At 60.5% G+C, this 14,500-nt stretch carries 9 protein-coding genes; 4 read left to right on the top strand and 5 right to left on the bottom strand.

Annotated elements, in window-relative coordinates:
• Positions 1–13 precede the first annotated feature (13 nt).
• The 5 genes from ACRESJ_RS05930 to ACRESJ_RS05950 all read right to left on the bottom strand — a co-directional run bounded on the left by ACRESJ_RS05930 (position 14) and on the right by ACRESJ_RS05950 (position 6,492).
• Positions 14–1,900, bottom strand: coding sequence for a TonB-dependent receptor domain-containing protein (locus tag ACRESJ_RS05930; protein ID WP_431757077.1), 1,887 nt, complete (start codon positions 1,898–1,900; stop codon positions 14–16).
• 153 nt (positions 1,901–2,053) lie between these two features.
• Complete coding sequence (gene dxs / locus ACRESJ_RS05935) at positions 2,054–3,952, bottom strand: 1-deoxy-D-xylulose-5-phosphate synthase (RefSeq protein ID WP_431757078.1); 1,899 nt, start codon at positions 3,950–3,952, stop codon at positions 2,054–2,056.
• A 91-nt stretch (positions 3,953–4,043) separates the two neighbouring features.
• Complete coding sequence (ispA, locus tag ACRESJ_RS05940; protein ID WP_431757079.1) at positions 4,044–4,931, bottom strand: (2E,6E)-farnesyl diphosphate synthase; 888 nt, start codon at positions 4,929–4,931, stop codon at positions 4,044–4,046.
• Positions 4,928–5,170, bottom strand: a complete 243-nt coding sequence (locus ACRESJ_RS05945) for an exodeoxyribonuclease VII small subunit (RefSeq protein WP_007894317.1) — start codon at positions 5,168–5,170, stop codon at positions 4,928–4,930. The genes ispA and ACRESJ_RS05945 overlap by 4 nt, the downstream gene beginning before the upstream one ends.
• A gap of 185 nt (positions 5,171–5,355) precedes the next feature.
• Positions 5,356–6,492 carry a Fic family protein gene (locus tag ACRESJ_RS05950; protein WP_431757080.1) on the bottom strand — a complete coding sequence of 379 codons (1,137 nt, stop codon included), beginning with the start codon at positions 6,490–6,492 and terminating at the stop codon, positions 5,356–5,358.
• Between the two features lie 276 nt (positions 6,493–6,768).
• Here ACRESJ_RS05950 and ACRESJ_RS05955 point away from each other — a divergent pair, with 276 nt between their 5' ends.
• The 4 genes from ACRESJ_RS05955 to ACRESJ_RS05970 are packed head-to-tail and all read left to right on the top strand — an operon-like array spanning position 6,769 to position 14,500.
• Complete coding sequence (locus tag ACRESJ_RS05955) at positions 6,769–7,557, top strand: YfaP family protein (RefSeq protein WP_431757081.1); 789 nt, start codon at positions 6,769–6,771, stop codon at positions 7,555–7,557.
• 39 nt (positions 7,558–7,596) lie between these two features.
• Positions 7,597–9,309 (top strand): DUF2138 domain-containing protein, encoded by a 1,713-nt coding sequence (locus tag ACRESJ_RS05960; protein WP_431757082.1) that lies wholly within the window; start codon positions 7,597–7,599, stop codon positions 9,307–9,309.
• Entirely contained in the window at positions 9,294–9,944 is a 651-nt protein-coding gene (locus tag ACRESJ_RS05965) for a DUF1175 domain-containing protein (RefSeq protein ID WP_431757083.1), read from the top strand. The genes ACRESJ_RS05960 and ACRESJ_RS05965 overlap by 16 nt, the downstream gene beginning before the upstream one ends.
• Positions 9,941–14,500, top strand: a complete 4,560-nt coding sequence (locus ACRESJ_RS05970; protein ID WP_431757084.1) for an alpha-2-macroglobulin family protein — start codon at positions 9,941–9,943, stop codon at positions 14,498–14,500. Before ACRESJ_RS05965 ends, ACRESJ_RS05970 begins: the two co-directional genes overlap by 4 nt.

The following is a 14,500-nucleotide window of genomic DNA, read 5'->3' on the forward strand; positions in this document are numbered from 1 at the left end:
CCTACAGGTGATTTCAGTTGATTTCAGGCGTCCAGGTCACCCCAAACATCCAAGCCCGACCTTCCTCTCGATACCCATACTGGTTGCCTTCATGGCTGTACAGCACCCGGCTGTAACCCTTGTCCAGCAGGTTTTCCACCTTCATCTCCAGCTTGACCTCGCGATTGAGTTCCCAGCTGCTGCGCAATCCCACTAACCCATAGCCGCCCAATGGATGCTGGTTGTTCAGGTCGTCATAGCTGCTGCTTACGGCTTGCCAGCTGGCACCAAGGCCCAGGCGATCGAACTGCCGATCCACATCCAGGCTCAAGGTGCGCCGCGCACGACGGGCTAGGGTATGGCCGGTGTCACGGTCCCGTGGGTCGATGATCGCCACGCCAAGGTTGCTCTGCCAGCCGAACAGTTCCTGCTTCAGCGCGGCCTCGAAACCGTTGATCCGCGCGGAGGCGACGTTTTCCGGGCGCGAGTTGCTGCCGAAGATGATCGCGTCCTTCAGGTCGGTCCGGTACAGCGAAGCCTCCAGGCGGCTGTTCTCCGTCAATTGGCTGCGCCACTGCAGTTCATAGCTTTTCGAGGTTTCGGGCTTGAGGTCCGGGTTGCTGAAATCCGGGTAGTACAGGTCATTGAACGTCGGTGCGCGGAAACCTTCGCTGTAGGTCAGCAACACATCGTTATCCGGATTCAGCGGCAGGGTGAAGGTGCCGCTCCAGCTGTTCTGGCCGCCGAACTGCTGGTTTTGGTCCCGGCGCAGGCCCAGTTCGGTGGAGAAACTGTCGGTGCGGTAGCGATGCTGAACGAAGGCCGCACGGTTCCAGCGGCTGTCTTCATCGAAGGCCGTGCTGCTGTTGAGCCGGTCTTCATACCAGTCGCCGCCGAGGATCAGGCTGTTGCGATCATCAAGCGTCAGGTCGTTCTGCCAGCTCACTGAATCGCGATAGGTGTTGAACACGCTGCGCTCGTCGCTGAGCTTGTCGAGCGTCTTTTCGCGGTTTTCAGTGTGGCCGAATTCGATGCGCGACTTCCACGCATCATTGATTTGCGCATCGACATAGCTGCTGACGCTGCTGACATCGAATTCACTGTAGGGCTGTTGCTGGACGGACTCGAAGGTATTGAGGTCGAAGCGGCCGAACGGGTTGTCGAACTCGCTTTTGCCGCGGTTATCCAGCACGTTGGCGCCGATCTCGATGTCATCGCTCAGGGCATGGCTCAGGCTAAAACTGAACGACTGGTTGCGGTACGCATCATGATCGCCGTCACTGGGATACGACTCGTGGGTTCGGTTGATCCCGGCGGTTTCATCGAGGCTGGCGCCGAGATTGAAACGAGTCTGCTCGTCGCCGCCAGATAAGCCAAGGCTGCGTTCCCAGGTCTGATTGCTGCCAAAGCCCACATGCATTTGTGGTCGTAACCCCGGTTCACCGCCGCGCCGGGTGAAAATCTGGATCACGCCACCAATCGCATCACTGCCATAAATCACCGAACGTGAACCGCGCAGCACTTCCACGCGCTCGACCTGTTCGATGTTGATGTGTTGCAGGTTGCTGTCACCCGAACTCGAGGTGCCGATGCGTTGGCCGTCCACCAGCACCAGGCTTTGCGCCGATTGCGTGCCGCGAATGTAGACACCCGGCAAGCTGCCGCGACCACCGGTTTGTGCGATTTGCACACCCGGTACCCGGCGCAGCAGGTCGGTGACGCTGTTCGGTTGCAGGCGGTCGATGTCTTCGCGGGTGAATACGGTGTTGGCGGCGCTGCTGTCGTTGCGAGCCTCGACCTGACGGTTGGCGCTGATCAACACATCGGGCAACTTCAGGGCCTGGTCGCGTTCGAAGGTGTCGGCCAGGGTGTTGGCCGCTGGCAGCAGAAAAAGGGGCAGGGCGAAGCGCGAGAGGTTCATCGGTGGTCCGTTGGATATTTTCAGATCTATACAAACCACTGTGGGAGCTAGCCTGCTGGCGATTGCGGTGTATCAGTCGGTATTGAAGTGACTGACAGATCGCAATCGCTAGCAGGCTAGCTCCCACAAGGGGTTCTGCATGTGTTCAGAGAGTTACTTGTTGAGCAGTTCCAGGCGCTCACGGATCGAAGCTTCGATCCCCGCTTCATCCAGCCCGCACTCAGCCAGCATCTGCGCAGGCTTGGCATGCTCGACGTAAATATCCGGCAAGCCCAGGTGCAGCACCGACTTGAGGATGTTTTCCCGGGCAAGGAACTCGCTGACCGCACCGCCGGCGCCGCCCATGATGGCGTTCTCTTCGACGGTCACCAGCAGCTCATGGCTGGCGGCGATCTGGCGAACGAGTTCTTCATCCAGCGGTTTGACGAAGCGCATGTCGACCACGGTCGCATCCAGTTTCTCGGCGACTTTCAGCGCTTCGGCCAATTGCACGCCAAACACCAGCAGGGCGACTTTGCTGCCCTGGCGACGAATGACACCCTTGCCGATTTCGATGGGTTCGAGATCTTTTTCGATGACAGCATTCGGGCCGTTGCCGCGTGGGTAACGCACCGCCGCCGGGCCTTCATAGAGGTGACCGGTGGTGAGCATTTTGCGCAGCTCGTTTTCATCGCTCGGAGTCATCACCAGCATGCCGGGGATGCAGCGCAGGAACGACAGGTCGTAGCTGCCGGCATGGGTCGGGCCATCTTCGCCCACCAAACCTGCACGGTCGATGGCGAACAGCACGTCGAGGTTCTGCACAGCGACGTCATGCACCAACTGGTCGTAGCCGCGTTGCAGGAAGGTCGAATAGATCGCCACGACCGGTTTTGCGCCTTCGCAGGCCATACCGGCCGCGAGTGTCACGGCATGTTGCTCGGCAATCGCCACGTCGAAGTAACGCGACGGGAAGCGCTCGCTGAAGGCCACAAGGTCCGAGCCTTCCTTCATTGCCGGAGTGATCCCGACCAAGCGTGGGTCGGCAGCCGCCATGTCGCACAGCCATTCGCCGAACACGCCGGAATATTTCGGCCCGCTGGCCTTTTTCGGCGCAGCGGCCGGGGCGTCCAGCGGTTCGAGCTTGGTGATGGCGTGGTAACCGATCGGGTCGACTTCCGCCGGGGCGAAGCCTTTGCCTTTCTTGGTGACAACGTGCAGGAACTGCGGGCCTTTCAGGTCGCGCATGTTGCGCAGCGTGGCGACCAGGGTCGGCAGGTCGTGGCCATCGATCGGGCCGATGTAGTTCCAGCCCAGCTCTTCGAACAGCGTGCCGGGAACCAGCATGCCCTTGGCATATTCTTCGGTACGACGGGCGATTTCCCAGGCACCGGGCAGGCGCGACAGCACTTTCTTGCTGCCTTCGCGCATGCTCGCGTAGGTGCGGCTGGAAAGGATTTTAGCCAGATAGTTCGACAGACCGCCGACGTTGCGCGAGATCGACATGTCGTTGTCGTTGAGGATCACCAGCATGTTGGCGTCCACTTCCGGCGCGTGGTTCAGCGCTTCGAATGCCATGCCGGCAGTCAATGCACCGTCGCCGATGACGGCAATGGCCTTGCGATCACTGTTTTGCAGGCGGGCGGCAATGGCCATGCCCAGCGCGGCGCTGATCGAGGTGCTGGAGTGGCCGACGCCAAAGGTGTCGTACTCGCTCTCGGAGCGACGCGGGAAAGCGGCGACGCCGTCCTTCTGGCGCAGGGTGCCCATGCGCTCGCGTCGACCGGTGAGGATCTTGTGCGGATAAGCCTGATGACCCACGTCCCACACCAACCGGTCGTCCGGGGTGTCGAAAACGTAATGCAGCGCGATGGTCAGCTCGATCACGCCCAGGCCGGCACCGAAATGCCCACCGGTCTGGCCGACCGTGTAGAGCAGTTCCAGGCGCAACTCATCGGCCAGGGTTTCCAGCTCGGCTTCGCCTAACCGGCGCAGGCCGTCCGGCGTATTCGCGCGGTCGAGCAGGGGCGTGGTCGGGCGCTTGCGGGGAATCTCATGAAACGTCGTGGGCATCAGGCGAATCGTTATAGGTATAAAAGATGCGGCAGTTTACCTGATGCATCGGCCCCTGCCCACGCGTTGGTTTTTTTTGGCCGATACGCCGTCAGTTGCGGCGGTCGACGATGTAGCGGGCCAGATCGCGCAATGGCTCGGCTGCCGCGTCAAACGGTCGCAGCGCATGCAGGGCCTGATCGCGCAGCTCCAGGGCGTAGGCCTTGGCGGCGTCGAGGCCAAGCAGCGCCGGGTAGGTCGGCTTGTCGCGGGCAATGTCCGCGCCCTGGCGTTTTCCAAGGGTTTGGGTATCGCTTTCAACGTCGAGAATGTCGTCCTGCACCTGGAATGCCAGACCGATGGCCTGTGCATAAGTATTCAGGGATTTCAGTTCGTCCTTCTCGGCGCGGCCACTGGCCAGGGCGCCGAGTTTGACGCTGACTTCGATCAGTGCGCCGGTCTTGTGCCGGTGCATGTATTCGAGGGCTTTTTGATCGAGTTTCAGGCCGACAGAGCCCAGGTCGATGGCTTGACCACCCACCATGCCCGCCGGGCCTGCCGCCAGCGCCAGGGCACTGACCATCTGCAGGCGGATTTCGGCCGGTGCGTCGCTCAGGCGCGGGTCGAGCAGGGCGCTGAACGCCAGGCTTTGCAAACCGTCACCGGCGAGGATCGCGCAGGCTTCATCGAATTTTTTATGGGTGGTCGGCTGGCCGCGACGCAGATCGTCATCGTCCATGGCCGGCAAATCGTCGTGCACCAGCGAGTAAGCGTGGATCAACTCCACTGCGCAGGCCGCACCGTTGGCTTGCTCAGCCTTGCCACCCAACGCTTCGCAGGCGGCGTAGGCCAGCAATGGGCGCACGCGCTTGCCACCGTTCATCACGCTGTAGCGCATGGCTTCATACAGCCGCGCCAGCTCAGGGCTCGGGGCGGTGAACAGGGTTTCCAGAGCCGCGTTGACCCGGGCCTGGCTGGTCGCCGAATACGCTGCAATCATTCTGGCTGGTCCGCGTCGAAGGGTTCTTCGGCCAACTCGCCATCACGCTCGAGCAGCACCTGAACCTTTTGCTCGGCCTGAGCCAGCGCCGCCTGGCAATCGCGAGTCAGCCCGATGCCCTGCTCGAAAGCGGTCAGCGAGTCTTCCAGCGACAATTCACCATTCTCCAGACGCTCCACCAGCGTTTGCAGGTCGGCGAGGGACTGTTCGAAATCCAGTGCAGCTTTTTTGCGGGCCATGGCGGCGATTTCCGGTTGACGTTAAACCGGCGCGACACTAGCAGATAGGGGGTTTATGGGCAAATGAGCGGGGTTTGATGGCAGAGCACATTGCCCTGTAGGCGCTGCCGCAGGCTGCGATTTTTTGATTTTTAAAGGCAAGATCAAAAGATCGCAGCCTTCGGCAGCTCCTACACGGGGCCGCGTTATGCTTCGGGATAGCGAATTTCGTATCGAGTACTGCGTCCGCCGCCCGGCAATCGATTCAGGCAACCTTTATCCAGCAACTCTGCAAGGTGACGGGTCGCGGTCGCTTTGGAGACTTTCGCCACCGCCTGATACTGCGCCGCGCTGATCCCGCCTTCGAATCCTCGTTCACCTCCATCGAACAAGCGGTTCAGCACTTTGGTTTGCTGCGCCGTCAGCGTGGATTCCCGATGGGCCTGCCAGAAACGCGCCTTGCCCAGTACTGACTCGATTCGCACCATGGCCTGCTGCAAGCTGCGCAACAGGGTCTGAAGAAACCACTCCAGCCATTGGGTGATATCCAACGTGGCTTTCTGGGTGTTTTCCAATACCCGGTAGTAGCCTGCGCGATCATCGAGGATGCTCGCTGACATGGCATAGAAGCGGATCGCCTGGGACTCGCCCTGCGCCAGCGCCAGGTCGGTAATGGTTCGTGTGAGGCGACCGTTGCCGTCGTCGAAAGGGTGCAGCGTGACGAACCAGAAATGAGCAATTGCGGCCCTAAGCAAGGGATCGAGTTCGGCCACATTTCGGCTGGCTGCAAACCAGTCGAGAAAGGCCTGGAGTTGTCGCTCAAGACCTGGACGAGATGGCGCTTCGAAGTGAATGGTCGGCCGGTCGAGCCGTCCCGAAACCACTTGCATGGGCTCATCGCCTCGCAGGGCGCCAACCCGTATCGAGCGGGCAGCGAGGTCAGTGTGTTGATCAGGAAATAGCCATTCGTGCCAGTCCAATAGCCGTTCCAGGGTCAGTGGTTCGGCGAAATGCTGGGTGGCGTCGAGCATCAACTGCGCCAGCCCCTCGCTACGCTGGCTGACTTTTTCGCCATCGGCCAACTCCAAGCCCAGCCGTCGTGCCAGTGACGAGCGAACCGAGCTGACATTCAACTGCTCCCCCTCGATCGCCGAGGAGGTCACGATGTTCTGTAGCAGCGCATCCAGTTCACTTTGCGCGCTCAGGGAATTGCCGACTGAACCAGCCATCCCCATCAACTGGCCCTGGGCATGCACGCACTCGCGAAGCAGCGGCGCCAAGCGCTCGGCCTGCCAGTTGAAGTTCGGCCAGTCAGGCTGTTGCCAGATCCAGTCAGTTGCCATGAGCGAAATACTCTCCGGTACGTGAGCCGAATAAATCTGCTATTCGGCTCATTGTGTGAGCCGAATATGACGCCTAATCGGCTCACCGTCCACCCATCACCGTGATTCCTCTCACACGGCCAGATGTATCCGATTGTTAAAAATCACCCAAATGACTAACCTTCGCGCCTTGATGACCCAACACTCGCGGGTCTTTCAGACGAAACGCAGTATCCGCATCTGTAACGTGCCGAGGATCAGGCGCAAGGTTTCGTCAGGCATGGCAGGAGGCATCACATGCGTTCATTTCTTTTGCTGCTGATCGGGTTGACCTGCACGTCGGCCTTGGCCGCGCCGAGTGCCGAGTTGTCGGAGCCGGTAGGCGGCTGGCGCTTCAACGGTTTGCTTGATCGCACGGAAAATCCCCAAGTGGCCTATCCCTCGCCGCCCATCGACCGGGGCGTGCAGCGCAATCGAACGATGATCCAGGGCCAACTCAAGGCCCTCGGCACGCAACGCGGCCCCCACACCCTGGCGGTCAACGGCAATCCACTGAACCTGTACACCGACGATCAAGGGCGCTTTGCCCGGCCTTATGCGTTCGGTGCCGGCTCCAACAGCGTCGAAGTACGCAGCGCCGAAGGTCAGTCGCTCAAGCGCGTTCAATTCTATGAAGCCAACAACCTGCGCACGCCGGCGCGGATTCGTGTGGTGCTGGGCTGGGACGACCCGAAGGCCGAACTCGACCTGCACATCATCACCCCGGACGGCCAGCATGCATTCTGGGCTCACTCGGCACTGACCAATGGCGGTGGCCTGGATCCGGATGGTGTCGACGGTCCCGGCCCCGAGATGTTCACCATGACCGCGCCGCTGCATGGCACCTATCTGGTTTACGTGAACTATTGGGGCAACTTCGGCAGCGGCGGCTATAACTTCGATGAGGCCAGCAACCAGAACGAGGTGATCACCTCGCAAATCAATCTGGTGCTCAATGAAAACACCGTCGACGAAAAACGCGAGACCTTCATCGTGCCCTTGCGCGCCATCGGCGACCTGCTGCTGGTCAAGACCTTCAACTATTAAGCATCCCGCTTCACGGATGAATTGCTGAGCTTTGTGAACATGAGCGATAACTCTGCAGCCCCGGCCGCTGAAACACCGAACGTCAAACCGTCCCGCCGTTGGCCGACCATTGTGGTCGGGTTGTGCCTGATCGCGGGTGTGGCCGCCGGCATGGGCTGGTTCATGCAAAAGCACAAAGCGCCAGCACCGCAACTGGCGGCAGAAAAGCTCGGCATGAGCCGCCCCGATGGCCTGCTGGAAACCCATTCCCTGAGCCAGTTGCCCAAGGACCTGCTGGCGGTGCCGTTCCTCAAGGAAACCCTGACCGAGGATTTCGTCTTCTACTACGAAACCCACGCCGATCGCCTCGGCCTGATCGGCAGCCTGCGGCGGATCATTTACGAACACGACCTTAAGTTGCAGGACACCTTGATCGAGCAACTGTTCGATCAACCGGCAGACGTGGCGCTATGGCGCGGCGCGGATGGCCGGCTCAAGGACTTCCTGCTGGTGATGGATCGCGGCGGCCTGGCCAAGGTGCTGGAACCGTTGGCGAAAGTCGCGCTGGATGATTCGCAGTTGAGCAAGATCGCCGACGTGAAAGTCGGTGCCGACGAGGTGGCGCTTTATCAACTGACCTACAACGCCAGCAAGGCGCTGCTGTTTGCGTCCCATGGCGACAAGCTGGTGGTGCTGTCTAACCCGACGAAACTCTACGACCCGCAAAGTGGCATTACTCAGGAGCCTGGCAGCGTTTCAACCCAGTCCATCGCGGCTTTGCTCAACGGCGAAAAACTGTTCCCCGAAGCCTTCGGCCTGGCACCCCGCGCGCCAGAGGTGAAGCAGCGTCTGTCAGTCAATGCCAGTGTTCTTGCCATGGGCTACCAGCGCTTTATCCCCAACTTCGCCGGCCTGCGATTCGACATGGACGAGAAGGGCTGGCACAGCTTCCTCGCCATGGATGAACTGGATAATCAACCGGACTTCGACTTCAAACCGGTGTGGCAAGCCATGCCCATGGGCGCCAGTGCTTGCGTGGCCCTGCCGCTGGCTGCCGAGCAGCAGAAGCCCTTACTGGTAAAACTCGGCGCCGAAGAAAGCGTCGCCCAAGCGCTGACCGAACACATGGCCGGTGCCGCAGGCCTGTGCTGGTACGCCGATTCGCGGTTGTACACCCCTTTGCTGGTAGCCAGCCTCAAGGATGAGGACAGCGACAGGCTCGATGGCGATCTGGGCAAACTGTTCGGTTCAATGGTTGGCGCCTATGAAGGCAACGTCGAGGAGCACGCGTTCCCGGTGGTTGAGAAGCAGGAAGGCAAAAGCCACCAATGGCAGCGTCAGGTCAGTTCCAGTTTCGGTCCCTACAAGGCCAGTGATGCCGAGAATCCAGACGCGATCAGCGGCAAGGCGTTCATGCGCGTGAGCCTGGCGCGGCACGGTTCGACGCTGCTGTTCTCCCTCGACGACAAGCTGGTGGACAAAGCCCTCGGCACCCTCGACAAACGCTTCCCGCCGATGGCCGACGTGGTGCCCAAAGACCTGCTGATGCCGGTGTATTTCGGCCCGGATTCCATGGCGCAACTGATGCAACAGGAAACCCTCGACAGCCTGCCCCAGGACATGGAACCGGTGTTCTACAACGCCGCGCAAACCTACCTGATTCCCAAACTGCGCAAACTCGGCGGCTACGGTAAATATGCCCTGACCTTGCCCGAAGGCAGCGAGCCGGATGGCCACTGGCAATGGCTGCCGCTGGAATGGAAAGCCCTGTGAGCGCACTGATTCGAAGCCTCGGCCTGCTGGCGCTGTTGCTGGGCAGCCGAGCGTTTGCCACAGAGGCGGCAGCGCTCGACCCGCAGCAATCCCAGGTGTTTCGCGCATGGTTCGTGCGAATCGCCCAGGAGCAATTGAGCCAGGGCCCGAGCCCGCGCTGGTATCAGCAGGACTGCGCCGGGCTGGTGCGCTTCGCCGCCAACGAAGCACTGAAAGTCCATGACGACAAATGGCTGCGCAGTAATGGTCTGTCCAATCGCTATCTGCCCCCAGAGTTGCAGTTGACCGACGCCCAGCGTGGTCTCGCTCAACAATGGCAGCAGGGCGGTGGCAAGGCCGGACCGTACGTCAACGCGATCAAACTGATTCAGTTCAACAGTCATCTGGTCAGCCGTGATGTTGCGCAAGCGCGGCCCGGCGACCTGATGTTTTTCGATCAGGGCGACGACCAGCACCTGATGATCTGGATGGGCCGCTACATCGCCTATCACACCGGCACCAGCACCCCCACCGATAACGGCATGCGTTCGGCAAGCCTGCAACAACTCATGACATGGAAGGACACCCGATGGATACCCGATGCAGCCAACCCCAACTTCATCGGCGTCTATCGACTGAATTTTCTCTCCCAATGACCGGTGCCCGCATGTTGCGTTTTCTGTCTCTTTTGTGGGTTTTCGTGCTGCCGTTTTCGGCGGTGCATGCCGAAGACACGGTCGAGCCAAGCGGCTATACGCCGGTGGCCGGTGAGAGCTTTTTCCTGCTGGCCGACAGCAGTTTCGCCAGTGACGAGCAGGCGATGGTGCGCCTCGAGGCGCCAGGTCGGGACTACCGTCGCTTTCGCATGGAGCCTTACGGTGGTGCCGATATTCGCGTGTATCGCATCGACAAGCCGCTGGACTTCCTCAAGCGCCAGAAGAACCTGCACCGTGTGGTCAGCGATGGCCAATTCAAGGGCGAAGGGCTGTCCAACACCCTCGCGTATTTGTGGGACAACTGGTATCGCAAATCCCGCCGCGTGATGCAGCGTGCGTTCTCCTACGAGTCGCGTAAACAAGTCACCGAGCAAGTGCCGGAACTGAAAATGGGCAACGCCATGGCCGCGCCAACGCCCTACGACGCGCAGCCGCAATTTGCATTGATTCCAGGCCTGCCAGTGGTCAGCCAGTTCCGTTATCCACTGTGGCAAGCCAAGCCGATCCAGCCGCCAGAGGGCGTGAATCTGGCGGGGTCTTCCAGTGAGTTTGTCTCAGTCGCCCCAGGCAATGTCTACATCCCGTTGGGCAACCTGAAACCTGGCCTGTATCTGGTCGAAGCGCTGATCGGCAAGTACCGCGCGACCACCATGGTCTTCGTCTCCAACACCGTGGCAGTCAGCAAGATTGCCGGGGATGAACTGCTGGTGTGGGCTGCGCGCAAACATGAAGGCAGTTCGGTGCCCAAGGTCAATGTGCTGTGGACCGATGGCCTGGGCGTGATGAGCAGCGGTGCCACTGATGCCGATGGTTTGTTGCGCCTCAAACACGTCAGCCCCGAGCGTTCGTTCGTGATTGGCGAGGACGAAGAAGGTGGGGTTTTCGTCTCGGAAAATTTCTATTACGACAGCGAAATCTACGACACCAAACTCTATGCCTTCACCGACCGGCCGCTGTATCGGCCGGGGGATTGGGTGTCGCTGAAAATCGTCGGTCGCGAGTTTAAGAATGCCCGGGATTCGGTGCAGCCAACCGCTGCCGACGTCAACGTGACCGTGCTGGATGCGACCGGTACGGCACTGCAAAGCCTGGACCTGAAGCTCGACTCCAAGGCTGGTACCCAAGGCCGGTTCCAGTTACCGGACAACGCCGTGGCCGGTGGCTACGAGTTGCGTTTCAGCTACAAGGATCAGGCCTACAGCAGCGCCTTCCGCGTCGCCGAATACATCAAGCCGCACTTTGAAATCTCGCTGAACCTGGCCAAGCAGGATTACCGCACCGGCGAACCGGTCAAGGGCAATCTTGTGCTGCTGTACCCCGACGGCAAGCCGGTGGCCAACGCCAAGGTGAGCCTGAGTCTGCATGCCCAGCAACTGTCGATGGTCGACAACGAACTGCAATACCTCGGGCAATTTCCGGTGGAGCTGACCAGTACTGAATTGACCACTGACGCCAAGGGCAACGCAACCCTCGATCTGCCCGCTACTGACAAGCCGAGCCGCTACATGCTCACCGTGTTTGCCAGTGATGGCGCAGCGTATCGGGTCAAGACCACCAAGGAAATTCTCATCGACCGAGGCGCAGCGAATTTCCGCCTGAGTGCGCCACAGCGTTTCAGCGCGGTGGGCGACAAGGTTGCATTCAGCTACATCAACGAAAGCGAGCAGAGTGCAGCGGTCATTCCGAGCAGCTACGGCTGGGTGCGCCTGGAAGATCAGAGTACGGGCGAGGGCAAACTTACTGCGACCGACAAAGCTTTCAGCCTGGCTTTCGACCGTCCCGGCACCTACAACCTGACGCTCAGGGATGAGCACGGCCGAACTCTCGGCGCTACCGGGCATTCGGTCACGGGGGAAGGCGTCAAAGCCGTACCTGGCACCGTGGAAATCGTCCTCGATAAACCCGAATACTCGGCGGGCGATGAAGCGCTGGCGTTGATCACTTTTCCTGAGCCAATCAGCGATGCGCTGCTGTCACTGGAGCGTGACAAAGTCGAGGCCACGGCGCTGCTGTCCAAGGGCGGCGACTGGCTGAAGATGGAAAAACTCAGCGACACCCAATACCGCGCGCGTATTCCGGTGAAGGCCGGTTTTGCACCGAACCTGACCTTTTCGGTGCTGTACACCAAGGGTGGTCAGTACAGCTTCCAGAACGCTGGCATTAAGGTCATCACACCGCAGATTGACGTGGCCATCGCCACGGACAAGGAAACCTATCAGCCGGGCGAAACGGTCTCGGTCGACCTGACAACCCAGTTCGCCGGCAAGCCAATTCCTGCGCATTTGACGGTCAGCGTGGTGGACGAAATGGTCTATGCACTGCAACCGGAAGTCGCGCCGACCATCGACCAGTTTTTCTACCATCCACGCCGCAACAATGTGCGCACCAGCGCCAGCCTGTCGTTCATCAGTTACGACGTCGCGTTGCCGGGCAGCCCTGGTGCGCCGGGCAAGGCCAATCGCAGCGAGCGGGGAGTGAAGGTGCTGGAGCGTCCGCGTCGCGAAGACGTCGACACGGCGGCCTGGCAACCGGAGCTGCTGACCGATGCCAACGGCAAAATCCGTTTCACCTTCAAGATGCCCGACTCGTTGACCCGCTGGCGCATCACGGCCCGAGCCATCGCTGATGACGGTCAGGTCGGGCAGAAGAAACAGTTCGTGCGCTCGGAAAAACCGCTGTACCTGAAGTGGAGCGGGCCGACCCGATTCCGCGCTGGCGACAAACCGGATCTGGGTGTGTTTGCCTTCAGTCAGGCAGAGAAACCGGTCAAGGCTGAGCTGGTGATTCATTACGGCGGCACTGAACAGCGGGTGCCGGTGACGCTGGGCAATGGCATCAATTACATCGCGCTGCCCGCGTTTGCATTGGCCAGTGGCGAGTGGACCGCCGAGCTGGTTCAGGACGGCAAAATCGCCGATGCCCTGGCCGTGCAACTGACCGCGAGCGGTGAAGGTTGGCAGGTCACGCAAAGCCAAAGTCTGGACGTGGTCAGCGGCGATACAGCGCTGACCTTACCGGCGGACGCGACGGACATTCGCCTGCGTCTGGATGACAGTCCGCAAGCGCTGTTCCGCTCGGCACTCGATGATCTGCTGAGTTATCCGTACGGTGGCGTCGAGCAAACGGCCAGTCGTCTGCTGCCGCTGAGCATCGCCTATCCAACGCTGGCGTCGAATCCGCAAATTCGCGATCGCTTGCGCCTGATCATGCAGAACAGCCGTTTGCGTCTGGTGCAAATGGCCGGGCCGTCGGCCAGCTTCACTTGGTGGGGCATGGAAGGTGAACCGGATGCGTTCCTCACCGCGTACGCCTACTACGCCGACTGGCATGCGAGCAAAGCGCTGGAATTGAGCTTGCCGCCAGAGCATTGGCAGCGAGTGCTGGAGGTCTATTCCAAGCAAGCGAAAAACACGCCGCTGTTGCAGCGAGCGCTGATCCTGTCGTTTGCCAGGCAGATGCAACTGCCGGTCAACACCTTGCTCAGCGGTTTGATGGAGGATCTGCAAAAAGCGGGCGAGGGCACTGCCGCGAACGTGCTGGAGGATGGCCAAGACAGTCTGGTCATGGGCGATCCGGATTCGGCGCTGGGGTTGGCGGCGGCCCGCACTCTGACTGCCGCGTTGGCCAAGCAGTCGAAGGTCAATTTGCCGGAACCATTCAATCGACAACTGGCCGACGCCCAACAGCGTCTTTCGGTCAGCTCACAGCCGTTTGCCGAAGCGCTGAATCTGTCGCTGCAGCCTTTCGATCAGGCCCGCGTGCAGGCCTTGTTGCAGCGCCTGTTGCCGCAGCAATCGACCCTCGAACGTGCATTGGCGTTGACCTGGCTGCAGCGCAGTATCGAGCAGGCTTCGCCCACTATCGCCCTCGCACCCGGCGATGGCTGGAAGAAAAAATACGGTGATACCGGTGAAATGTATTGGACGTGGCAAGGTGCTGCACCGGTGCCGACGATGTTGACCGTGTCCGGGGTTCAGGAACGTCCATTGCGCGCAGCCTTGAGCTTCCAGACTCGACAACCGGCAATCGACCCAATGGCCGTGACCATCACCCGTCGCCTGTCGCGATTGGTGCCGGGTGACGAGGCATTTACCTTCAAGCTCGAAGCGGTTGGTAACACACCGTTGTCCAGCGACAGCCTGTATCTGGATGAAGTGATCCTCTCCAGCAAGGCGGCAAAACCATTGCGCTATGGCTTGCTCGAAGTACCGCTGCCACCCGGTGCCGATGTCGAGCGCACCACGTGGGGCATCAAGCTTATGGGCAAAACCGGTACCGAACCGACCGCGCTGGAAAAGGCCCGGTTCGAGCCGGGGCAACTGGTCTATGCGGTGCCGGTGGATGCCTTGAGCGGCGAATTGCGCTTGCGGCACTTGGTGCGCTTCTCGCAGAAAGGCCAGTTCAACCTGCCACCGGTGCGCTACACCCAGGTGTACGCGCCGCAGCATCAAGCCCAGGAAAAGCAGTCGGCACTCGGTCAGGTCACGGTCCACTGA

This window comes from Pseudomonas sp. (assembly GCF_050739655.1).
GTDB lineage: Bacteria > Pseudomonadota > Gammaproteobacteria > Pseudomonadales > Pseudomonadaceae > Aquipseudomonas.

Coding starts and splice junctions, on each gene's coding strand:
- ACRESJ_RS05930 (WP_431757077.1), bottom strand. CDS start 1,900: ATGAACCTCTCGCGCTTCGCCCTGCCCCTTTTTCTGCTGCCAGCGGCC.
- dxs (WP_431757078.1), bottom strand. CDS start 3,952: ATGCCCACGACGTTTCATGAGATTCCCCGCAAGCGCCCGACCACGCCC.
- ispA (WP_431757079.1), bottom strand. CDS start 4,931: ATGATTGCAGCGTATTCGGCGACCAGCCAGGCCCGGGTCAACGCGGCT.
- ACRESJ_RS05945 (WP_007894317.1), bottom strand. CDS start 5,170: ATGGCCCGCAAAAAAGCTGCACTGGATTTCGAACAGTCCCTCGCCGAC.
- ACRESJ_RS05950 (WP_431757080.1), bottom strand. CDS start 6,492: ATGGCAACTGACTGGATCTGGCAACAGCCTGACTGGCCGAACTTCAAC.
- ACRESJ_RS05955 (WP_431757081.1), top strand. CDS start 6,769: ATGCGTTCATTTCTTTTGCTGCTGATCGGGTTGACCTGCACGTCGGCC.
- ACRESJ_RS05960 (WP_431757082.1), top strand. CDS start 7,597: ATGAGCGATAACTCTGCAGCCCCGGCCGCTGAAACACCGAACGTCAAA.
- ACRESJ_RS05965 (WP_431757083.1), top strand. CDS start 9,294: ATGGAAAGCCCTGTGAGCGCACTGATTCGAAGCCTCGGCCTGCTGGCG.
- ACRESJ_RS05970 (WP_431757084.1), top strand. CDS start 9,941: ATGACCGGTGCCCGCATGTTGCGTTTTCTGTCTCTTTTGTGGGTTTTC.